The sequence below is a fragment of the Rhizobium sp. RSm-3 genome (genome assembly GCF_001854685.1).
GTDB lineage: Bacteria > Pseudomonadota > Alphaproteobacteria > Rhizobiales > Rhizobiaceae > Rhizobium > Rhizobium ecuadorense.
The window spans coordinates 1-20,112 of the sequence record NZ_MAWZ01000017.1 but is presented as its reverse complement, the minus strand read 5'-3'; the positions used below and the strand labels follow the sequence as shown (position 1 = coordinate 20,112).

General features: G+C 56.2%; 18 protein-coding genes and 1 pseudogene. 3 read left to right on the top strand and 16 right to left on the bottom strand.

From position 1 onward, the window contains the following. Nucleotides 1-235: 235 nt before the first annotated feature. The 7 genes from BBJ66_RS17030 to BBJ66_RS17000 all read right to left on the bottom strand — a co-directional run bounded on the left by BBJ66_RS17030 (nt 236) and on the right by BBJ66_RS17000 (nt 7,682). A complete protein-coding gene (locus BBJ66_RS17030) occupies nt 236-1,501 on the bottom strand; it encodes an NAD(P)/FAD-dependent oxidoreductase (RefSeq protein ID WP_012489478.1) in 1,266 nt (421 codons plus the stop codon). A 63-nt stretch (nt 1,502-1,564) separates the two neighbouring features. After that, entirely contained in the window at nt 1,565-1,876 is a 312-nt protein-coding gene (locus tag BBJ66_RS17025; protein ID WP_004671505.1) for a putative quinol monooxygenase, read from the bottom strand. Between the two features lie 12 nt (nt 1,877-1,888). Further along, complete coding sequence (locus tag BBJ66_RS17020; protein ID WP_004671507.1) at nt 1,889-2,992, bottom strand: NAD(P)-dependent alcohol dehydrogenase; 1,104 nt, start codon at nt 2,990-2,992, stop codon at nt 1,889-1,891. A 58-nt stretch (nt 2,993-3,050) separates the two neighbouring features. After that, complete coding sequence (locus tag BBJ66_RS17015; protein WP_026188838.1) at nt 3,051-4,049, bottom strand: ABC transporter permease; 999 nt, start codon at nt 4,047-4,049, stop codon at nt 3,051-3,053. Between the two features lie 5 nt (nt 4,050-4,054). After that, on the bottom strand, nt 4,055-4,996 hold the full coding sequence (locus BBJ66_RS17010) for an ABC transporter permease (protein WP_004671512.1): 942 nt from the start codon (nt 4,994-4,996) through the stop codon (nt 4,055-4,057). A 12-nt stretch (nt 4,997-5,008) separates the two neighbouring features. Continuing rightward, nucleotides 5,009-6,538 carry a sugar ABC transporter ATP-binding protein gene (locus tag BBJ66_RS17005; RefSeq protein WP_012489476.1) on the bottom strand — a complete coding sequence of 510 codons (1,530 nt, stop codon included), beginning with the start codon at nt 6,536-6,538 and terminating at the stop codon, nt 5,009-5,011. 55 nt (nt 6,539-6,593) lie between these two features. Continuing rightward, nucleotides 6,594-7,682 (bottom strand): substrate-binding domain-containing protein, encoded by a 1,089-nt coding sequence (locus BBJ66_RS17000; RefSeq protein ID WP_004671515.1) that lies wholly within the window; start codon nt 7,680-7,682, stop codon nt 6,594-6,596. 255 nt (nt 7,683-7,937) lie between these two features. Here BBJ66_RS17000 and BBJ66_RS16995 point away from each other — a divergent pair, with 255 nt between their 5' ends. Together BBJ66_RS16995 and BBJ66_RS16990 are read left to right on the top strand one after the other, a co-directional pair. Beyond that, nucleotides 7,938-8,567 carry a 2,3-bisphosphoglycerate-dependent phosphoglycerate mutase gene (locus tag BBJ66_RS16995; protein ID WP_008534389.1) on the top strand — a complete coding sequence of 210 codons (630 nt, stop codon included), beginning with the start codon at nt 7,938-7,940 and terminating at the stop codon, nt 8,565-8,567. Between the two features lie 364 nt (nt 8,568-8,931). Continuing rightward, nucleotides 8,932-10,038 carry an NAD(P)-dependent alcohol dehydrogenase gene (locus BBJ66_RS16990; protein WP_004671520.1) on the top strand — a complete coding sequence of 369 codons (1,107 nt, stop codon included), beginning with the start codon at nt 8,932-8,934 and terminating at the stop codon, nt 10,036-10,038. Nucleotides 10,039-10,274: 236 nt separating this feature from the next. Here BBJ66_RS16990 and BBJ66_RS16985 read toward each other — a convergent pair whose 3' ends face one another. The 8 genes from BBJ66_RS16985 to BBJ66_RS16955 all read right to left on the bottom strand — a co-directional run bounded on the left by BBJ66_RS16985 (nt 10,275) and on the right by BBJ66_RS16955 (nt 17,620). Next, entirely contained in the window at nt 10,275-11,555 is a 1,281-nt protein-coding gene (locus tag BBJ66_RS16985) for a bifunctional 3,4-dihydroxy-2-butanone-4-phosphate synthase/GTP cyclohydrolase II (RefSeq protein WP_004671523.1), read from the bottom strand. 16 nt (nt 11,556-11,571) lie between these two features. Continuing rightward, nucleotides 11,572-12,090 carry an NAD(P)H-dependent oxidoreductase gene (locus BBJ66_RS16980; protein WP_012489472.1) on the bottom strand — a complete coding sequence of 173 codons (519 nt, stop codon included), beginning with the start codon at nt 12,088-12,090 and terminating at the stop codon, nt 11,572-11,574. A 360-nt stretch (nt 12,091-12,450) separates the two neighbouring features. Further along, nucleotides 12,451-12,849 (bottom strand): GFA family protein, encoded by a 399-nt coding sequence (locus BBJ66_RS33170; RefSeq protein ID WP_010029274.1) that lies wholly within the window; start codon nt 12,847-12,849, stop codon nt 12,451-12,453. A gap of 11 nt (nt 12,850-12,860) precedes the next feature. After that, nucleotides 12,861-14,156 carry an LL-diaminopimelate aminotransferase gene (locus tag BBJ66_RS16975; RefSeq protein ID WP_011053357.1) on the bottom strand — a complete coding sequence of 432 codons (1,296 nt, stop codon included), beginning with the start codon at nt 14,154-14,156 and terminating at the stop codon, nt 12,861-12,863. Continuing rightward, nucleotides 14,156-15,325, bottom strand: coding sequence for an ABC transporter substrate-binding protein (locus tag BBJ66_RS16970; RefSeq protein WP_004671529.1), 1,170 nt, complete (start codon nt 15,323-15,325; stop codon nt 14,156-14,158). Before BBJ66_RS16970 ends, BBJ66_RS16975 begins: the two co-directional genes overlap by 1 nt. 123 nt (nt 15,326-15,448) lie before the next feature. Then, nucleotides 15,449-16,570, bottom strand: a complete 1,122-nt coding sequence (locus tag BBJ66_RS16965) for an LLM class flavin-dependent oxidoreductase (RefSeq protein WP_011053356.1) — start codon at nt 16,568-16,570, stop codon at nt 15,449-15,451. Nucleotides 16,571-16,630: 60 nt separating this feature from the next. Next, a complete protein-coding gene (locus tag BBJ66_RS16960) occupies nt 16,631-17,038 on the bottom strand; it encodes a carboxymuconolactone decarboxylase family protein (RefSeq protein ID WP_004671531.1) in 408 nt (135 codons plus the stop codon). A 72-nt stretch (nt 17,039-17,110) separates the two neighbouring features. Beyond that, nucleotides 17,111-17,620: a flavin reductase family protein gene (locus BBJ66_RS16955; RefSeq protein WP_008534378.1), complete on the bottom strand. Its 510-nt coding sequence runs from the start codon at nt 17,618-17,620 to the stop codon at nt 17,111-17,113. Nucleotides 17,621-17,754: 134 nt separating this feature from the next. On the opposite strand from BBJ66_RS16955, the gene BBJ66_RS16950 reads away from it, so the two are divergent. After that, nucleotides 17,755-18,522, top strand: a complete 768-nt coding sequence (locus BBJ66_RS16950) for an SDR family oxidoreductase (RefSeq protein WP_004671535.1) — start codon at nt 17,755-17,757, stop codon at nt 18,520-18,522. A 489-nt stretch (nt 18,523-19,011) separates the two neighbouring features. Here BBJ66_RS16950 and BBJ66_RS16945 read toward each other — a convergent pair. Further along, nucleotides 19,012-20,034 (bottom strand): annotated as a pseudogene (locus BBJ66_RS16945) (IS256 family transposase); the annotation flags it as partial. Between the last annotated feature and the right edge of the window lie 78 nt (nt 20,035-20,112).

Genomic DNA, 20,112 nt, shown 5'->3' with positions numbered 1-20,112 from the left:
TCGCTAACGACAGGCGGACAGGGCAATTGACTTGTCGCGGCCAGTCCTCGCCGTGAATTCGACGCAGTCGAAGTCGCCTAAGTTGATAGTGCGAAGATCAATCATTGTTATATATGGAACTCCGACAGAATTGTTACCTGCTGCCAACCATCGCTTCGCAACCGATTCCCAAATGTCTGGCCTTTGATGGTCTCCATTCACGGCCCAGCAGACTCGGGCGTGCTCGCGCTAGCGACTAAACCTCATCCTTTAAGGTTTCTTTTTGCGTGATCAAACGTGCGGAGTGATGGCCGGAAACAAAGATCCATAGCCAGCTTAGTCCCACTGCCAATCTGCTCCTCGTACCTATCAGGAAGTAGATATGGGCAAGCCCCCAAATCCACCATGCAATTCCGCCCTTGAGCCGGATCTTCCCAAAGTCGATAACAGCCGAATTCGGCCCGATGGTAGCCAGGTTTCCCAGATGCCTATATCTGAACGCACTTGGAGTGGGTATACCCAGACGTCGTGCTTCAATTACCGAAGCGACATATTTGCCTTGCTGTTTGGCGGCGGGAGCCACTCCGGGGACGGGTGTTCCATCAGCGGCCTTCACGGAGGCAGTATCTCCAATAATAAAAATCTCGGGCTTACCGCCAACAGTCAGATCTGGCTGCACGACCGCCCTACCCGCCCTGTCCTTTTCAGCACCGACCCAGGCGGCGGCGTTCGACGCTTGCACCCCCGCAGCCCAGATGACGGTCCGGCTTGAAACGAACTCATCTCCGATCGCGATGCCGTTCTCGTTGCATGCCGTCACGGGAATGCCTGTTCTCACTTCGACGCCCATCTTGATTAGCGACTGCTCGGCATATCTCGAAAGTGCCTCCGGGAACACGGGTAGGACACGTGGACCTGCCTCGATGAGAAGGATGCGCGCCGATCTGGTGTCGATGCTACGGAACTCCTCAACAAGGGTTCGTTGGGCCAGTTGCGCTATAATCCCAGCCATCTCCACGCCTGTCGGGCCTGCTCCGATTATGCTGAACGTGAGCATTGCCTTCCGCCGTTCGGGATCAGCCTCCAATTCGGCCTTCTCAAACGCGAGAAGAAGCCGCCGCCGGATGGTCGTCGCGTCTTCGAGTGCCTTTAGCCCGGGCGCAAACGGCTCCCACTCGTCCCGGCCAAAATAGGCGTGCCTTGCACCTGTCGCGAGAACGAGCGTGTCATAGGGAATAGCATTCCCATCCTTGAGCGATACTACGCGTGCCTCGGTATCAACGCCAACAACCTCGCCCAGCAGCGTCGATACATCCTTTCGTCCTCTGAACAATGCTCTGATGGGCCAGGCTATCTCCGAGGTTGCCAATACAGTCGTGGCAACTTGGTAGAGGAGCGGTTGAAAGAGGTGATGGTTGCGCCTGTCGACGATCGTTATGGAAGTGTCGGGACACTTGAGGTCCTTCGCTAACTGGAGTCCGGCAAAGCCACCGCCGACTACGACAACTCGATGCGTATCCATTTCGTCTCCCTCAAACCTGCGCGCTCGGGGCGCGCGCCTCGTAGAAATGGCCATTGCGCCCGATCAGTCGCTGATACGGGTATTTACATTAATCGACGGTGGACTCACCAACAGTGGAAGAAGAGGCTCCAGCACCCGCTTGACATTAGGATGTTCGCCATGGCCAACGACAGCCGCCTCATTCTGCCAGCCGTCTAAGATGATGAAAGTGTTCGGATCGTCCGACCGCTGGTAGAGGTCGTAGTAGAGACAACCAGACTCTTCGCGGGCGGGTCCAATGAATTCCTGAAGGAGTTCTTTTACGCGATTTCGATTTTGGGACGTGGTTTTGAATTCCACGACAAGGTGCTGTTCCTCTGACTTCTTCGATGTCATTTGCGCTGGCTCCTAATTGAAAACGACGACCGGCTTGATCACTCGCCCGGCTTCGGCGTCCGCGATCGCTTCGTTGATCTTCTCGAAGGGATACTTGGTGATCAATTTTTGGAAGGGGAAAAGCCCAGCCTGATTAAGATCCATCATCTGCGGAATGAACAGCTGTGGAATCTGATCACCAAGGATCGCACCCTGGATCTTGCGATTGAACACCATTAGATCGAGGGGGATGGGAATGTCGTTACCGAGCGCGTCGAGGCCGAGCAAGACAACGTGCCCGCCGGCACGGGTGCACTTGATCGAGTTCAGAATAACCGGAATGATGCCAACTGCGTCAATCGCGAAGTCGGCACCGCCGCCCGTCAGCGCATGGATCTGGTTGACTACGTCGGGATCTTTGCCGTTGATCGCATGTGTGGCACCAAGCCCCATGGCCATGTCTAGCCTCTGCTGATTCAGATCTATGATGATAATCTTGCTGCACCGACGAACTTTGGCGGCCATCACGGCGGCCATGCCGACAGCACCTGCGCCGAAAACGGCTATCGTCGACCCTATTTCCGGCTTCATCGCGTTTATCACTGTTCCTGCACCCGTTGCCATGCCGCACCCGAGTGGCGCAGCGTCGGTAAGGTCGAGGTCTGTTTTCGGCAAAAGCGCTGCATTGTTTTCAGTCGCAAGGATATGCGTCGCAAAGGACGACTGGCCCACGAAATTGCTGCCAATGCCAACTTCATCGCAGAGCAATGCCTTCTTACCATTCGGACGAAGCCCCGTAAGATTGTACTGGGTATAGTTTTGGCAGTTCATTGGGTGAGAACGGCGGCAGTCGGCGCAGAATCCGCATGAGCTCTGGCTCAGTGCGACGTGATCACCCACTTTGAGGCTCTGAACTTCTGGTCCGACCGCCTCGACGACGCCGACGCCTTCGTGCCCCGGGATCACCGGTGCCGGCGGGCCAAAAATACCGTCGCGAAGCAGCAAGTCCGTGTGGCAGATCCCGCTCGCAACCGTGCGAACCAGGATCTCGTTGCCTTCGGGGTCAGCCAGTTCGAGTTCACGGAATTCCAGCGGGCTCTTTGGCTTCACGGCGACAGCCGCAGTGATTTTCACCATTATATTCTCCTGCGTTCTCCCGCAATTGCTACGGGAATGACTTGATCGGCCCGACGGACTAGACGCGACCCGCGCGCGCACCGTAGATGATTGCGGCAAATGCAATGATCACGCCCTGGACGATAAGCTTGCCCGGCTCCTGGATGCCGAAGACGGTCAGCATCGCGAACAGGAAGCTGAAGGCAACGACGGCAACGAACGGCCCGGCGACGCCGCCCCGGTCGACGCCGAACGTCACACCGCCGAGGATCGTGGCGGCGAGCGCATTCATGAAGGTGTCGAAGCCTGGCTTGATGGTGCCGACCGCCAACGCGGATACCTGGACCAGGGCCGCGATGCCTGTCAGGGCGCCCGCGAGCGTGTGCGAGACAAAAATCGTACGTGCCAACGGAATTCCTGTAGTTTCCGCCGCCCTTGGATTGTCGCCGACGGCCCTGAAGTAACGCCCGACGATGAGAAAGCGAAATGCGATAGAAATCAGGGCGGCGATGACGATCCACAGGACCACGGAATAGGAAAGGCCGTGGATATTGCCGCTCGTAAGTATTCGAAGCCAGCTTGGCGTTGAACCGGGCGCGCGGCCGGCGCTCATGTATTGGACGATCCCAATCAGAATGGCCGAAACACTTAGTGTGGAGATAACGGCAGAAGCGCGCACGTATGCTACGAGTATTCCGTTTACACCCCCCACAGCTAGCCCAATCACAACAGGCATGAGGACGGTCATTAGCGGTGGATAGTTGTTGAGCTGGCCCGAGCTGGCCAAATAAATCGCGAACGCGAAAATACCGCTGACAGAGAGATCGATGGATCGCACCCGCATGACAAGCGACTGGGCGAGCACCGCGATCCCGAGCGGCGCTGACTGCTTGAGGATTACAAACCAGTAGTTGGGATTTATGAGCGTGGCGCTCACTGCTGGAGCAACCGCAACCAGGATTGCGAGCACATAGTATGCGGGCGGTAGCCCGAGTATCCACGAAATGGCGCTCTTACCCCTCAATGAGCGAGATGGTGCTTCAGTTTTCGAGTCTGATGTGGTCATCGAGAAGTCCATCTCTTTCAAAGTCCGATTGTTTTGCGTCGCTGCGAAACGACGAGTACGAGAAGCAACACACCCTTGACGACCGACTGAAGAAATGCAGAGACGTTGGCCAGATTCATCACATTATTCACTGTCCCGAGGATCGCCGCGCCAACGACGGTTCCCACAATGCTTCCGATGCCCCCGGCGAGGTGGACCCCACCCAATGCTGCAGCCGTTACAGACTCAATCCCGAATGAAGCGCCGCCCTTAGGATCACCCGATGCAAGGCGACCTGCAAGAAACATCCCCGCAGCGCATGCGAATAGAGCGGAAAGAACATACGCTTTGATGATGGTGCGCTCGACGGGAACACCGTTCATCCGTGCGTTGAAGTCATTGCCGCCGGAAGCGAAGAGGTAGAGGCCGAAGGGACGACGATAGAGAATCCAGGATGCGAAGAGCGATGCCGTGATCAACCAAAACAATGAGTTAGGTACGGGGCCGATGGATCCGGCTACCGAGCCGGAAAGCCACTCCGGAACGCGCCCACCTGGGATTGGCAAAATGATCAACGCGATACCTTGGCCGATGCCCATTGTTGTCAGCGTCATGATGATTGGATGTACATTGAGGCGCGCGACACCGTAACCGTTCGCTACTCCGAACCCCATCGCCACCGCGATGCAGATAAGCACGCGGGTTATCTCAGGAAGATCAAGCGTCATGATCGTCGTCGTTAGACTGATGACGGACCCAACCGACACGTCGAGGCCGCCAGTGAGAATGACGAACGTCTGACCGAGAGCCGAGATGACGAGCACCGTCGATTGCGCCAGGAGATTAGACAAATTCTCCGGATCCATGAAGTCCGGCAATAATATTACCGAGGCGACAACCATCACCAGGAGCGTTCCAATGGAAAGCCCGATCGCTCCCGCGCGATAAGGGAGCTTCAGGCGACTGGCAAATGAATTCATAAGTTATCCTCCTCAATGCACCGCAGCACGGGGATCCGGTGACGCACTCGCCCCCAGCGCAGTCTCGAGGATTCTTTCCTCGGTCGCCCCCTCTGCGGACATCTGCCCGACGATCTTCCTGTCATGAACGACCAAAATGCTGTCGCAGAGCCCTATAAGCTCAGCGTGCTCGCGCGACGAAACCACGACCGCACCGCCACGATCACTGAAGTCCCGCAGCAATCTGTAAATCTCTGCCTTTGCACCGACGTCGACGCCGCGCGTGGGCTCCTCAATAACGAGGATGTCCACTCCGGAGAGCAACCAGCGGCCCAGCAGCACCTTCTGCTGATTCCCGCCCGAGAGTTTACCTACGGGCGCATTGGGATCGGCGGCCGCAACTCGTAACGACTTGATCACCTCGCGGACCTTCGACACCGATCGCCACGCAACGCTTGCCATATTCCGATTGAGCTGTTTTCCCAGCGCGATGTTGTCGTAGATAGGCAGGCGCAGGAACAGCCCTTCCTGCTTCCTGTCCTCAGGGATAAAACCGATTCCTGATGCGACCGCGCGAGCGAACCCTGACCCTACATTCACCACGTGCATGCTGTTGTCGGGGCCGGCACGCCACACGGCGATGGCCTTTGGCGATTCAACGCCCACAATGGCACGCATTATCTCTCGCTGGCCCTGTCCTTCGAGCCCTGCCAGCCCGATGATTTCACCTTTTCTGACAACGAAAGTGACTGTCGAGCTGCTGTCGTCGAGGCGCAAGTCCGAAACCTCCAGCATTGCCGCTCCGGTGGCCTGCGAGCGCGGCGGAAAGAAGTTCTGAAGTTCGCGACCAACCATTGTCGCTACCAGCGTTTGCAAGTTGAAGTCCTGCGCTCTTGCAGTCCTTACCCAAGCGCCATCTTTCATGACGGTGATGGTGTCGCATAGTTCGAAGACTTCATTCATGCGATGAGAGATGTAGACGACAGCCTTATGTTGAGCCTTAAGGTCGCGGATAACCTTGAAAAGATGCGCGACATCGGTCGAGTTCAACGCCGCCGTTGGCTCGTCGAAGATGAATACGTCCGCGTTCGACGTAAGTCCCTTCGCGATCTCAACTGCCTGCTGCTGCGCGACAGTCAGTGTCTCGACGATCGCGGTTGCGTCGAGCTGTGGAAATACGTCAGCCAGCAAAGCGCGAGCGCGTTTCACTACCTCGACGCTATCGATCGAACCGTCAATGCGACGAGGTTCGTGGCCCAGGAACATGTTCTCAGCAACGGTGAGATTGGGGATCAGGGTAAACTCCTGAAACACCGTCGACACTCCCGCCAACCGTGCCTCCTTAGGGGAACGGAAATTGACTTCCTCCCCGCGGAGCCGAACACTTCCTGCGCCCGGCTGATATACCCCCGCCAGAATACGCATCAGGGTGGACTTCCCCGCGCCGTTTTCCCCCATCAGAGCGTGCACGGAGCCACGTTCCAGGGAAAAGCGAACGTCCGAAAGGACTTTCGTGAAACCAAACGATTTGTTGATGCCGACCATCTCGACAAGCGTGCTCATGGGAATTTCCATCTTCGACAGGGATACGGGCACGAGTGATCGTGCCCGTAGTTCATCAAGCCTTGAAATAATCAAGGAGCTTTTCGTTCGGCATTTCGGTCGGCGCCCAGTACGCATCAGTGAGATCTGCGCGATAGAACTGGGAGAGCGTCTCGTCGGTGATCGGCTTGGGGCGGTTCGTCCAGTTACGCTGAATCGGCTTCCCATCCAGCAAGGCGAAGGCGGCCCGTAGCGCGGCAGTAGACAGAGCGGGTGGGCAAATCGGACCGATCGAGGAAAGTTTTTCGTCATTCCAACGACGCATCCAGCCGTTAAGTGCTTCGCCCGTGATTGGCGGGATCGTTGAGGCGCCAGCCTCCTGCAAGGCATCCAAAACGCCAAGAGACATGTTGGCTCCATCGGTCCAGATGCCCGCGACATCGGGGTCGGAGAGATACAAGCTTTCGGCAATCTTCTTTGAGTCCTCATAAGACCAGCTTCCGTGCTGGGTCGACGTGATCTGAAGTCCAGACTTGCTGAAGACTTCCATGGCGCCTGCATAACGATCTGCATCGATGGGATGCCCGGCGACGCCACGCAGAACCCATACCTTGCCCTTGTTGCCAAGCTTGTCGACGAGGAACTGAGCCATCACGCGCCCGAAATAGAAGTCGTCGCCCTGGACCTGAACCGTAAACTCCTCGGTGTCGACGCGTCCGAGATAGACTACGGTTGGAATGCCAGCAGCCTTTGCCTTCTTGATGCCCTCGACGGCGGAACCGGTGGTTAGCGGTGCGATGATGATCGCATCGACCTTCTGGGCGATCAGATCCTCGATATCGGCAACTTGTTTGGAGGCATTGAGATCAGCGCTCCGGAACTGGTAATCAGCGATCCGATCCTTGTTCTTTTTTATTTCATATTCGGCTTCAAACGCCGTCTGGTAGGTATGCGTTGAACCAGCGAGGCCGTAGTGGCTGTGTCCGATCTTCCACGGGCCTGACTTCTTGAACTTACCCGCGTCGACAATTGGGTTGGCGCCTTCGGAGGGCCAAGTGTCAGGTAGGAGACTGATCGCGTCGTCGGCGCGAAGAATCCCCGGCATTCCGAACGTGCCGGCTACAGCAATTGCCCCGCTCGCTTGTAGAAATGTACGTCTCTTCATGAAAATTCCTCCTCCGGCCGCTCTGGGCGGCATTGTCTGTTAAGGCGAGAGCCTTGCCTTCCCAAGCCGTGCCGGACTCTCCTCAATACGGCGGAGTGCATTGGTATGAGCTATCAGACAATCTGTCAATAAATATAAACTTCGACGTTTGTTTTTTCGACATCGTTTTGTTTTCACTTGCACATAGTCGCACTTGACGGATTGTCCGATAGTGCGACAATATTCGTGTTCGCTAAATCGATGGGAGGGTTATGAATGTCCACTCTGGTGATTGTCCGGCATGGCCAAAGCGAAGGGAACGCGCGCGGGGAGTTCACGGGTACGAGCGACGTGCCGCTCACACAGGAGGGCTGGTCTGAGAGCAGGCGAGCCGGCTCACTGCTCGCGAACCTCGGCATCTCGTTCGATATTGCGTTTAGCTCTGCCCTCTTGCGCACAGTCGACACTTGCAGAGCGATTTTGAACGAAACCAACGGCGATCTGCTGGAGCCAATCAGGAGAACCGAGTTGAACGAACGCGACTACGGACAGCTCACCGGCATCAACAAGAACGTGGCACGTGAGCGGTGGGGCCAGGATGTTGTCCAGGTTTGGCGCCGCTCGTACAGCACTCCACCACCTGGGGGAGAAAGCATACGGGACATAAGCGCGAGGGTTCTGCCCTTTTTGATAAGCGAAGTGTTCCCCCCCTTGTTGAGAGGGAAATCGGTTCTTGTGGTGGCCCACGGGAATACGATCAGGTCACTAAAGCAGGGCATCGAACGCCTCACGATCCAGGATACGCTCGCTATTGAGTCACCGACCGCCGCGCCAACTGTATACCGGATTGCGTCGGACCTCTCGATCATCGAGAAGACTAACGTCCTGGTTGGTACTGTCTGTTAAGCCTGGCTGGCAGTAGCATCGTTTGTAGTCGGTTGAACTTGGCAATACCGGTGTCTCGAAGCTGTCGATAGCCTTCAGAACCGGCTCGACGTCGGCAAGCGACGCCATCCGGCTCGCCTCACACGTTGCTACTAAATTTTCGTCTGCCGATCTTTCAGCCCAAAGCGGGACAAGACGCATGCTCCCTTTCGAACATGCATCGGAACCCTTTGATCACTTCAAATCAGCGTTCACTCGTGACTTTGCAAAAATGCAGCCCTGCTCCGGTTGAACTGATCTAATTTAATAGAGTAATTATTGACTGATTGTCTGACGATGAGTACGTTCGCGCGAATTGCGTTGTGAGCCTTGGAGGAACAGTTACATGAAGCAGGCATATGCGGCGGTCTCGCGCGAAAAGGCGAAGCCCTTGATCTTGGAGTGCATAGGGATTGAGGAACCTCGTGCAGACGAGATTTTGGTCCGCATCGTCGCATCGGGGGTATGTCATACCGACCTGGTGGTCAGGGACCAGGGATATGACGTACCTCAACCTGTTGTGTTGGGACACGAAGGCTCTGGCGTCGTCGAGGCCGTCGGGAGCGCAGTTAAAGATCTTGTGCCCGGTGATCACGTTGCTTTGAGCTACGCCTATTGCGGCAAGTGCGAAAAGTGCCTTTCCGGTACACCTTTCTACTGCGAGGACTTCTTCGGTCGCAATTTCCGCGGCACTCGTCCGGATGGCACCTGCCCGATCCATGATTCTCACGGGAAACAGATTAGTGGCTGCTTCTTCGAGCAGTCGTCATTTGCAACCTACGCCATCGCCAGCGAACGAAACGCCGTGAAGGTTGCAAAGGATGTTCCACTCGAGTTGATCGGACCGCTCGGGTGCGGGCTTCAGACCGGTGCTGGCGCGGTACTGAATTGCCTCAAGCCGAAGCCCGGCTCGTCAATAGCAGTGTTCGGTGCTGGTGCGGTTGGCATGGCGGCTACGATGGCCGCGAAAATCGCCGGATGCGCGACCATCATCGTGATCGACTTGAACGATGAACGGCTGGAACTTTCGCGCGAACTCGGGGCGACGCACACGATAAATGCCCGCAAATTGGACAGCGTTGCCGCGATCAGGAAGATCGTCCCCGCAGGCGTTGATTTCAGCTTGGAATGCACGAGTTCGCCGCGAGTTTTCCGTCAGGCAGTCGACTGCCTTGGTACGCCGGGAACATGCGGTCTCGTTGGCTCGTCCGCTCTCGGCACTGAAGGCACGATCGATATCGGGAACTTCCTTTTCGGCCGCACATTGATCGGCGTTGTCGAAGGACAAAGCGTTCCGTCCGAGTTCGTCCCGCAGTTGATCGAGTATTGGCAGCAGGGACTTTTCCCGTTCGACAAACTGGTTCAGTTCTATGACCTCGACCAGATCAACGAGGCGATGGCTGATTCCGAGAGCGGCAAAGTCATTAAGCCGATCCTTCGCATGAAGCATTAGTTTTGCGAGACTTTTCGAAAGACAAGACGGACCGCGATTAAATGCGATCCGTCGGAACAGCCGTGCTCAAGACGAGATATGGTCGAACGCTGCTTTCGATGCAATCGCGGGCCACATCACTCCGATAGGCCTGCACGAATGATGTGCTGGCAGGGCCCACGCAAAAGCTCTAGGACTCTGCCGGTCAAAGGCGGCCCCCTACAATCACCGGCAGGTAAGTGGCGAGGGCGGCTCCGTTATCCAAGGGGTCCAGAGAACACCTGCGCGCCAAACACTGAAAAGACGTTGCTCCGGCCGACGTGTTCAGCTGACGTGTCCTGGTCCAACAGGTGGCCAAACCGATCGCGCTTTGTCTTAAAATAAGTGATGTTGGACGCGCTAGATGCGGCGATCAGACTCTGGCGAGACGACACGATGACGCCTGACGTTCGCAGCGCCTCTATTTTTGTAGGATTGTTGGTCAGAAGCCGAACGCTGCCGATACCGAGGTCGCGGATGATATCCGCCGCTGCGTTATATTCGCGGGAATCAGATGCGAAGCCGAGTTCCCGATTTGCCTCAAGAGTATCACGACCATGATCCTGCAGGCTGTAAGCCGCAATTTTGTTTCCTAAGCCAATGCCACGCCCCTCTTGCCCACGCATGTAGATCACGCAACCAGCGCCCGCTAACTGGACCGCCCGAAGAGCCATTTCGAGCTGTTGACCGCAGTCGCATCGCATGGACCGGAACGCCTCACCTGTCAGACATTCAGAATGCACCCGTACCAGAACGTCTTCCTTCTCGCACAACTCGCCAAGTGTCAAAGCTAAGTGTTCAGTTCCCGTCAAACTATCGCGATAAGCAATTGCCTTGAAATCCCCAAACCGCGTTGGCATAAAGGACTGCGCGTAACGCTTTACCCTCGTATCACGACTCCTGCAGTACTCAATCAAAGCGTCGATCGTTACTATGTGCAGGCCATGTTCGATTGCGAACTTCTCGAGATCTGGCAGTCGAGACATGGTTCCGTCGTCATTGGCGATCTCGCAGATTACGCCAGCCGGCGCCAGGCCGGCAAGTCGTGCAAGATCCACGGCAGCTTCGGTGTGGCCAGGACGGCCCAGGACACCGAGACGATTTGCACGCAAAGGAAAAATGTGACCCGGTCGCGATAGGTCTTCCGGCCGCGTCTGCGGATCGATGAGCGACTTGACGGTTGCTGCTCGATCTTCGGCTGAAATCCCTGTCGTTGTGCCGTGTTTGCAATCGACGGAAACGGTAAATGCCGTCTGCAGTGAGTCCGAATTACGTGTGACCATCAGGGGGATCTCGAGTTTGTCGAGACGTTCGGCTGGAAGTGGCACGCAGATAAGGCCTCTCGCATATTTCATCATGAAAGCGATGTGCTCAGCTGTTATTTTTTCGGCAGCAACGACTAGGTCGCCTTCATTCTCCCGGTTTTCGTCGTCGACCACGATAACCATCTCGCCCGCTTCGATCGCCTCGATCGCCTCATCTATGCTCGAAAAAGACATGGAATCCTCCTCCTTATTATGGGCTGACGGCGCGACGCGCGGCATCGAGCTCTCTGTCGACAAGCGCGCGCAGGTTCTCAGAAAGAGCATCGTTCTGAAAATCTTCATCGAGAGCGAAAATGAAACGGCTATGTATTTGCGCTTCGAAAAAGTCGAATAAGGCTTCCATCGAGGCTTCGACGAGCGGCTTGTGACTCGATGCTTTACCGGTTGCAAAAGGGATCACATAGCGGCCCTTAAGCGCTTTCATGTCGACAAGGTCGAATAAATGCTTCAGCAACCCAGTGTAAGATGCTTTGTAGACCGGACTACCAACAACTAGCACGTCACTAGCCAAAATATCGTTGAGTGCCGCTTTAACAATCTCAGCGGCGCTGGAGGGCAACACTGTTGCCCCAAGGTGCGGATGAAGGTCGACAAGGTCCCAGCAGCTTGCTTCGTTGCCGGACGCGCGCACCCGACCCACCATGAAGTCTGCTACGGCCCGGGTTTTCGAGGGGCGCGATAAATTCCCCGTTATTACAACAACTTTCATGTCACAGGACTCCCAACATTCTCGCATAAGACAATCTTACAATTTTCACTCACACCGCAATGGAGGTCGTTGAGGACCCGTGGGGGCAAAAATAGTCCTGCGGTGTCCTGAGCCCTCACAACCCGTAATTTCCCAACCTCGAAGGCTGGATTGCTTCGCAGAAGTCTTCTGTCTCGTACGACTTTATTCTCTCAATGGGTGGGCTCGCCGTGCAAGCGCACCTACTGTCTGCAATCCCTGCCGCTTTTACCGACCCAGCACGTTTGCGTTAGAACCTCCTGGACACGGAATGAGGCGTTGCCGCTTGATATACGGTCGCCGTGGCTCCACCTCAGTTACGACAGGTAGTATCCCGGTCACTTACGGGAACTCTGGTGAGCTTGCCTTCGATGGATCATGGGCGAGCCAAGGTTCCGCATGCGATACCCATACGTTTGACATCGGCACACTTCCAGGATCGGTATCGAACGTGCCGGCTCTAACGACTTTGAGCTCCGGGCTGGCCGGCCGCTCCGCATAAACGTGCGAGCCACATACCGAACAAAACCACCGCAGCTTTCCAGGCGTCGATTCGAAGCTATGAAGCGTATCTTGGCCTGTAAGGATCTTGAAGTGCTCGCTTTTCACCTTCGCAGCGGTATTGTGATCAGCGGCGTGTGACTTCCGGCATGTTTGACAGAAGCAATTCCACATGGGTCCATCAATTTCCTGAACCTGGTACGTTACCGCTTTGCATTGGCATGATCCGAAGATTGGCATCGGGTATCCTTTCACTGATTCATTACGTTGATTTCAAATTTCTCGTCGCCGCTAAGCCAGCGTTTGATGTTGCGCGCAGCCTGGCGGATGCGGTGTTCGTTCTCGACGAGCGCCAGACGGACGTAGTCGTCGCCCATTTCGCCGAAGCCGATACCCGGTGCAACGGCGACGTCGGCCTTCTCGACCAGCAGCTTGGAAAACTCCAGCGAACCGAGATGACGGAACTTTTCCGGGATCTTTGCCCAGGCGAACATGGTGGCAGCCGGCGGCGGCACGTCGAAGCCGGCCTTCCCGAAGCTTTCGACCATGACGTCGCGGCGACGCTTGTAGACGTTGCGAACCTCCGCAATGTCGGAACCGTCGCCGTTCAGCGCATGGGTCGCGGCCACCTGGATCGGCGTGAAGGCGCCGTAGTCGAGATAGGACTTGACGCGGGTGAGCGCCGCGATCAGCCGCTCGTTGCCGACGGCAAAGCCCATGCGCCAGCCGGGCATGGAAAAGGTCTTCGACATCGAGGTGAATTCGACGGTCACATCCATTGCACCCGGCACTTCGAGAACCGATGGCGGCGGAGCGCCGTCGAAGTAGATCTCGGAATAGGCAAGGTCGGAAAGCACGATGATGTCATGCTTCTTGGCGAAGGCGACGACGTCCTTATAGAAATCGAGCGTCGCGACGAGGGCCGTCGGGTTCGACGGATAGTTGAGGATCAGCGCCAACGGCTTCGGGATCGAATGCCGGACCGCCCGCTCCAGCGGCGGGAAAAAGCTCTCATCCGGCTCAACCGACATCGAGCGGATCACGCCGCCCGCCATCAGGAAACCGAAGGCGTGGATCGGATAGGTCGGGTTCGGGCAGAGGATCACGTCGCCGGGCGCGGTGATCGCCTGCGCCATGTTGGCGAAGCCTTCCTTGGAGCCCAAGGTGGCGACCACCTGGGTATCCGGGTTGAGCTTGACACCGAAACGGCGGGCATAATAGGCGGCCTGGGCACGGCGCAGCCCCGGAATGCCCTTGGAGGAGGAATAGCGGTGGGTGCGCGGATCCTGCACGACCTCGCACAGCTTGTCGACGATCGACTGAGGAGTGGGAAGGTCGGGGTTTCCCATGCCGAGATCAATGATATCGGCGCCGCCCGCTCGCGCGCTTGCTTTCAAACGGTTGACCTGTTCGAAAACATAAGGCGGCAAACGTTGAATTCTGTGAAAGTCCAGCACACTATTTCCAATCAAATCGCAGATACCTCCCGCGCCGATTATAGAAACCGACGCGGGAGGCTGGGAGGTCTCCTTCCGGAGAACATTCATTACTTCTTCGGCCGCCAAGCTAACGGATCTTCAGGACGTTCGAAGTAGTTTGCAGCGACGTCTGCAGGCCACCAGCCGTTGTTCTTCGGCTCGATCCAATCCGTGGAATTGGGATCGCAATCTTCCTTCAGCACTTCCTTCACGTCATCAATGGTGTAAGGAAGCGCAGGACGAAGAATCGACTGGATCTTTGGTCCCTGGCCTTCGAGCGTTCGCATCATGACGTCCCACACAAGGCGGGCATCAGACCGCGGCGGCCAGAAATGGAAGCTCTTGCTTATGAAATCAGGGTTCTTACGCCAGTAGCAGGCTGCCGAAGCCTCACCCCCGAGCACGATAGGCATCATGTCGCGGCCGGATTGCTGTACTGCGTTCACGACACCGTTTTCTGAAGCGGACTGAACGAGAATGCCATTAACCTCAGCAAGATTGGTGGCAAGAAACTTCTGAACCTCAACCTGGGCGACCTGGTCGGTCCATTTGCCAGCTATCGTGCCTACAATTTTGATACCGGGGAATTTATCGAACGCGTTCTTCGCGCCGATGTCGAAGCTGTCCGATGATGCGAAACCGGGGATGCCCGATACCATCAGGACGTTGCCTTTTTCACCGATTTCCTTGGCAAGCCATTCAGCAGCCTTGTAGCCACCGTCGGTGTTATTCTCTGTGGCATTGATTGCGTAGGGTGATGTGACATAGCCCGAGACTGAGAAGACTGGCACGCCTTTCGAATGAGCATACTCTATGGTCTTGTTAAGTGCGGTAATGTTCGAGCAGCAAATGACGATCGCATCAACACCGTCGTCAACCATCTGCCGCATCTGCTGGATTTGGACAGCGTCTTTGAGGTCAGACTGCGTGACGATTAGATCGGAGACTAGGCCTGCTTCCTTATATCTCGGAAGCAATACGTTGGTGAATTCGTCCAGGATGTTCGCGCGCCAGGTATTACCGGCATATGTGGATGCATAACCAATTTTCCACGGCGGTGGACGTTTTGGAACAAAATCTTTGTACACCGTCCCCCCGAGCGGAATGGCGGGATCGATATTCTCGTAAAGCGCCTTTTGGTCCGGCGGCAACGAATCGAGGCCGTCAGCCTTCGCCACGCCGTTCATGTGATAAAGGCTCGACAGCGTAAAAAGCGCTGCAACGATTTTCTTCAGCATTCAGGGCCTCCTCCCCTTGTGGTTCCGCTCAACCGCCGGCCCCTTTGGCCGCCAGCCGCGAAAATCCTGCCAGAATCTGGCAGAGTTCGTGTCGGGACGGCAATCGCCGTCCCGAGGACTGGTTCAGTTGCGCAGACCGGCTTGCTTGAGCAGCGGCATGACACGGTCGTTAAAGAAGGGAAGTTCCTCGTTGTAATCGACCATTGTCAGCAAGGCGCCGTTGACGCCTGTATTGCTGAGATCCACGAGCTTGTCGGCGACTTGTTCTGGATTGCCGACGATCGGGTATCCACCCCAGCCAGCGACGAAGCGTTCCTTGAATTTTTGATACATTTCGGCAGAATGGTTTTGAGATTGCACCTGCAGAACTTCACAGATGTTCTCGCATGCCTCCCAGTCACCCTTCTGGTTGACGTAGTAGTCGTAGTATTCCTTTGCTTCCTTCTCCGTTTCGCGAACGATAACGGGGCAAGCTGTGAATGTGCCAAGATCACGGTTATATTCAGTACGCGCCAGGTCCTTCACCTTTTTGACCCAGGCAGCGCCGGATTCCATGTCTTGCATGAAGCCGAAGTTGAAGTCGCAGAACTTGGCGGTGAAATGCAGTCCCTTGCCCGAGGCGCCGGCGCAGATCAGGAGCGGGCGACCCGCCTTGTTGTAGGGTTTGGGTTCACTGAAGGCGTCTTTGACTTTGAGGAACTCGCCTTCGAAGGTAACGCCATTGCGTTTCCAGAGCGTCTCGACGATATCCATCCATTCAGTGGCGTATTCATAGCGGGTGTCGTGCTCCATCATAGGAACTCCGAACATTTCCATTTCGGGAGTGAACCAGCCGGTAACGAGATTGAGGCCGTATCGACCCTTCGAGATGTGATCGATTGTTGTCGCCATCTTGGTTGCAACAATCGGGTTTAGCGTCGGAATGTGAGTCGTTGAGAAGAACTGGAGCTTCGTGGTGACCGCCGCGAGAGCGGCCGCCCAGGTGAACGTATCCATGTTCACGCCATTGAAGTTTGAAGGACCGCCAAAACCACGCCAGCGTGCAATCGGCACCATGCATTCCCAACCGGCTGCCTCAAGCTTCTTTGCAATCTCGACGTTGTGGTCGAAGGTAGGTTCGAACGTTGTCTCAGCGAGCGTAATCGCGCATGCATTCGAGCAATTCGTGCCAAATACGCCGAGCTTGAGCTTGTTATCATTGAACATTGGGTTTCCGGCAGCGCGGAAATCGTCTTGTGCGGTCACTGTAGTCCCTCCTCGGGCTGGCAACGGATGATGCTCAGCCCACTCAAATGCGTTGAATAACTAGATGCCCATCTCGTCGAAAACTTCCGCTGCCACGCGGAAGCTGTCGATGGCCGCAGGAACACCGCAGTAAATCGAAACCTGGAGGAAAACCTCCCGAATTTCCTCTTTGGTAAGACCGTTGTTGATTGCTCCGCGAACATGCAGTTTCAGCTCATGCGGACGATTGAGGGCCGAAATCATCCCGAGATTGAGGATGCTGCGCTGCTTGCGCTCCAGGCCCGGCCGATTCCAAATCGCGTCCCAGCAGTATTCTGTGACGAGGGTTTGCATCGGCCAATTGAAGTCGGTGGCTTTGCTGACCGACGCATCAACATAGCCCCCCCCCAAGACTTCGCGCCGGGTCTTTAGTCCGCGCTCAAAGCGCTCTGTGACTTCACGTCCATGAATTTCTCTTGCGGGTGCCATATTGCTCACGCTTTTCTCCTTGCCGCCCTTGGGCTTTCGATGAGTGATGTGATTGGTGGTTAAAGCCACCTACTATGCGGCCGATCCACTGATGGACGACGACCTGACGAGTTGACCGTTTTCGTAGAGAAGCGGCGCGATTGACTCGATGAACCGTGCTTCGAGCACTTCTCCGAGCACAACATCATGCGTTCCAACGTGAACGACATCTTTTAGCTTGCAGACAAACGCCGCCTGCGCATCGGACAGGACCGGCATGCCGTCGAGAGACAGCCACTCGCCGTAATGAAAGCGCTCTTCACCCTTCAATTGCCCACTGAACAGCGGCACAAGATCGGCATGTGAAAGATGCAGCATGTTCACGGCGAACTTCCCGGAGATCTTCAAAGGCTGATTCACCGAAGCCGATTGGTTGATGCAGACAAGAACAGTTGGTGGGTCCGCGGTAACCGACTGGACCGCGGTGGCGGCCATGCCATGACGGACCCCGTTGAGTTCGGTCGTGATCAAGCAGATGGTTGATGTGAACCGACGCATAGCTGCCTTAAAAGCCAACTGCGCCTCAGTGCTGGTATCGGCCATATTGTCCTCCCACGGCCAAATTCGATCGAGCCTAGATAAACAGATCAGCAGACAATCTGTCAACTGGATTTTCACAATTGACAGATTGTCTGCTAAAATGTCTTCTAAGGCACCCAAAAATGAGGAGATGGTCGATGGATTTGAATCAAAGAGTTTGTATCGTCACAGGGGGCGGCAGCGGCATTGGTCGTGCGACAGCCGAGCTTTTCGCAAAGAACGGCGCCTATGTGGTTGTTGCTGATGTCAATGAAGACGCCGCGGTTCGTGTGGCGAACGAGATCGGCTCGAAGGCTTTCGGTGTTCGCGTCGACGTCTCGTCCGCCAAGGACGCGGAAAGCATGGTTGAGAAGACGACCGCAAAGTGGGGCCGGGTCGACGTGCTCGTCAATAATGCCGGGTTCGGAACGACGGGGAATGTGGTGACCATTCCTGAAGAAACTTGGGACCGGATTATGTCCGTAAACGTCAAAGGGATCTTCCTTTGCTCAAAGTACGTCATTCCTGTTATGCGACGGAACGGCGGAGGTTCGATCATCAATACGACTTCCTACACCGCAACCTCAGCAATCGCGGACAGGACTGCCTACGTAGCATCGAAAGGAGCAATATCTTCGCTGACGCGCGCGATGGCCATGGATCATGCGAAAGAGGGAATTCGTGTCAACGCGGTCGCTCCAGGGACAATCGACTCTCCTTACTTCACGAAAATCTTCGCCGAAGCGAAGGACCCCGCGAAGCTTCGCAGCGATTTCAACGCCCGTGCCGTCATGGATCGGATGGGGACAGCTGAAGAGATTGCTGAAGCAATGCTTTTTCTTGCGTCCGATCGTTCGAGGTTCGCGACCGGTAGCATTCTGACGGTCGATGGCGGCTCCTCGATCGGAAACCACCTGGTCAAGTGAAGGAAAGGGCGGCACTCGTCATGCCCTTACATTTGAGGCAGGAACACCGGGTATAAGGCTCCAGCCTCGTTGATCATTGACGTGTTCCTAACCCGTCAATGACAGCACAGAGCTGTTGGCCTAGGCGCAGCTCTTGTCGGACTTGCGGCACGCTCCAGCAAATATGATAGAGAAGGAGAAGGACTGCCGGCGACAACTAGATCTAACAGCGGAAACTGGATCAAGGACATTTCGCAATTTTTGTCGAATAACCCCACGATGTCGGTCAGATGACGTCATGCGAGTGCCGACCTTCCGGAATAGCCGCATGCTGGTTCCGAATGCCCTCTATCGCAACGCTGTCGGCATAAGTTTAGTCCGGAATACAAGGTGATACGATCGTGTCCCGGGAGGTGGTGTAGGTCGCGGCTGATGGCCGTGCTTTCCCGACATGGGTCGGAAGGGGATATCAGCGTGCCACAGCGGGGCAGGCTGATTTGGGGCTCATCTCATTTGGGCCATGGTCTCAAGCGTCATATACTTGGCGCGTTGAACGGCCCATTCGTCATTCTGTTCGAGCAGCAGTGCGCCGACGAGACGGACGATGGCTTCGTCGTTCGGAAAGATGCCGACGACCTCGGTGCGTCGCTTGATTTCGCCGTTGAGACGCTCAATTGGATTCGTCGAGTGCAGCTTTGCCCGGTGCTCTTTGGGGAAGGTCATGTAGGCGAGCACGTCCTCTTCAGCGTCGTCCATGATGGTGGCAAGCTTCGGCACTTTCGGCCTGATTTGATCGGCGACACTGCGCCATTGTGCGGCTTGCTGCCTCCGGGGTCTCCTGGGCAAAGGCCGTCGCGATGAAGGCGGATACGACCCGCCTGCCGCTCTTTCCAGCATGCGCGAGCACGTTCCTCATGAAGTGAACCCGGCACCTTTGCCAAGTGGCATTGAGAACCTTGGAAACGGCAGCCTTGATGCCCTCATGTGCATCAGAGACAACCAACTTCACCCCGCGTAGACCGCGGCGCGTTAGCCTGCGCAGGAATTCCGTCCAGATCGGTTCGGCCTCCGAGGTGCCAACTTCCATACCCAGGACCTCGCGCCGACCGTCGTTATTGACGCCGACCGCGATAATGACGGCGACTGAGACGATGCGGCCGCCACGCCGGACCTTGAGATAGGTCGCATCCACCACAGGTCGTCGACAGAACGAGTCGAGATTCCCTGGATATACGCTTCCTGGATAACGGCCGTCAGAGCTTTCTCTGCCATGCGGCGCGGTTCAAGGAAGCTCGGAAAGTAGCTGCCTTTGCGCAGCTTCGGAATGCGAAGCTCGACGGTGCCAGCCCGCGTCTCCCAATCGCGGTCACGGTAGCCATTGCGTTGAGTGAGCCGCATGGGGTTCTTCACACCGAAGTCAGCACCCGTAGCCGAGCCGACCTCCAACTCCATCAGCCGCTCGGCGGCAAAGCCAATCATCTCACGCAACAAATCTGCATCGGCACTCTTCTCAACAGTAAGCGGTGTTTTCAGGCCACGGCTTTGAGATCGGGCTTTGCGGCATAGGCCCACGGCAGCAGATCATCGATCTGGCTGTTTGGGTGGTCGTTG

Bases quoted from the DNA above. Each gene is read 5' to 3' on its own strand.
- BBJ66_RS17025 (WP_004671505.1), bottom strand. From the start codon at position 1,876: ATGACATCGAAGAAGTCAGAGGAACAGCACCTTGTCGTGGAATTCAAA.
- BBJ66_RS33170 (WP_010029274.1), bottom strand. From the start codon at position 12,849: ATGCCAATCTTCGGATCATGCCAATGCAAAGCGGTAACGTACCAGGTT.
- BBJ66_RS16995 (WP_008534389.1), top strand. From the start codon at position 7,938: ATGTCCACTCTGGTGATTGTCCGGCATGGCCAAAGCGAAGGGAACGCG.
- BBJ66_RS16970 (WP_004671529.1), bottom strand. From the start codon at position 15,325: ATGCTGAAGAAAATCGTTGCAGCGCTTTTTACGCTGTCGAGCCTTTAT.
- BBJ66_RS16955 (WP_008534378.1), bottom strand. From the start codon at position 17,620: ATGGCCGATACCAGCACTGAGGCGCAGTTGGCTTTTAAGGCAGCTATG.
- BBJ66_RS17005 (WP_012489476.1), bottom strand. From the start codon at position 6,538: ATGAGCACGCTTGTCGAGATGGTCGGCATCAACAAATCGTTTGGTTTC.
- BBJ66_RS16950 (WP_004671535.1), top strand. From the start codon at position 17,755: ATGGATTTGAATCAAAGAGTTTGTATCGTCACAGGGGGCGGCAGCGGC.
- BBJ66_RS16985 (WP_004671523.1), bottom strand. From the start codon at position 11,555: ATGTCTTTTTCGAGCATAGATGAGGCGATCGAGGCGATCGAAGCGGGC.
- BBJ66_RS16975 (WP_011053357.1), bottom strand. From the start codon at position 14,156: ATGAATGTTCTCCGGAAGGAGACCTCCCAGCCTCCCGCGTCGGTTTCT.
- BBJ66_RS17020 (WP_004671507.1), bottom strand. From the start codon at position 2,992: ATGGTGAAAATCACTGCGGCTGTCGCCGTGAAGCCAAAGAGCCCGCTG.
- BBJ66_RS17015 (WP_026188838.1), bottom strand. From the start codon at position 4,049: ATGGACTTCTCGATGACCACATCAGACTCGAAAACTGAAGCACCATCT.
- BBJ66_RS17010 (WP_004671512.1), bottom strand. From the start codon at position 4,996: ATGAATTCATTTGCCAGTCGCCTGAAGCTCCCTTATCGCGCGGGAGCG.
- BBJ66_RS16990 (WP_004671520.1), top strand. From the start codon at position 8,932: ATGAAGCAGGCATATGCGGCGGTCTCGCGCGAAAAGGCGAAGCCCTTG.
- BBJ66_RS16980 (WP_012489472.1), bottom strand. From the start codon at position 12,090: ATGAAAGTTGTTGTAATAACGGGGAATTTATCGCGCCCCTCGAAAACC.
- BBJ66_RS16960 (WP_004671531.1), bottom strand. From the start codon at position 17,038: ATGGCACCCGCAAGAGAAATTCATGGACGTGAAGTCACAGAGCGCTTT.
- BBJ66_RS17030 (WP_012489478.1), bottom strand. From the start codon at position 1,501: ATGGATACGCATCGAGTTGTCGTAGTCGGCGGTGGCTTTGCCGGACTC.
- BBJ66_RS17000 (WP_004671515.1), bottom strand. From the start codon at position 7,682: ATGAAGAGACGTACATTTCTACAAGCGAGCGGGGCAATTGCTGTAGCC.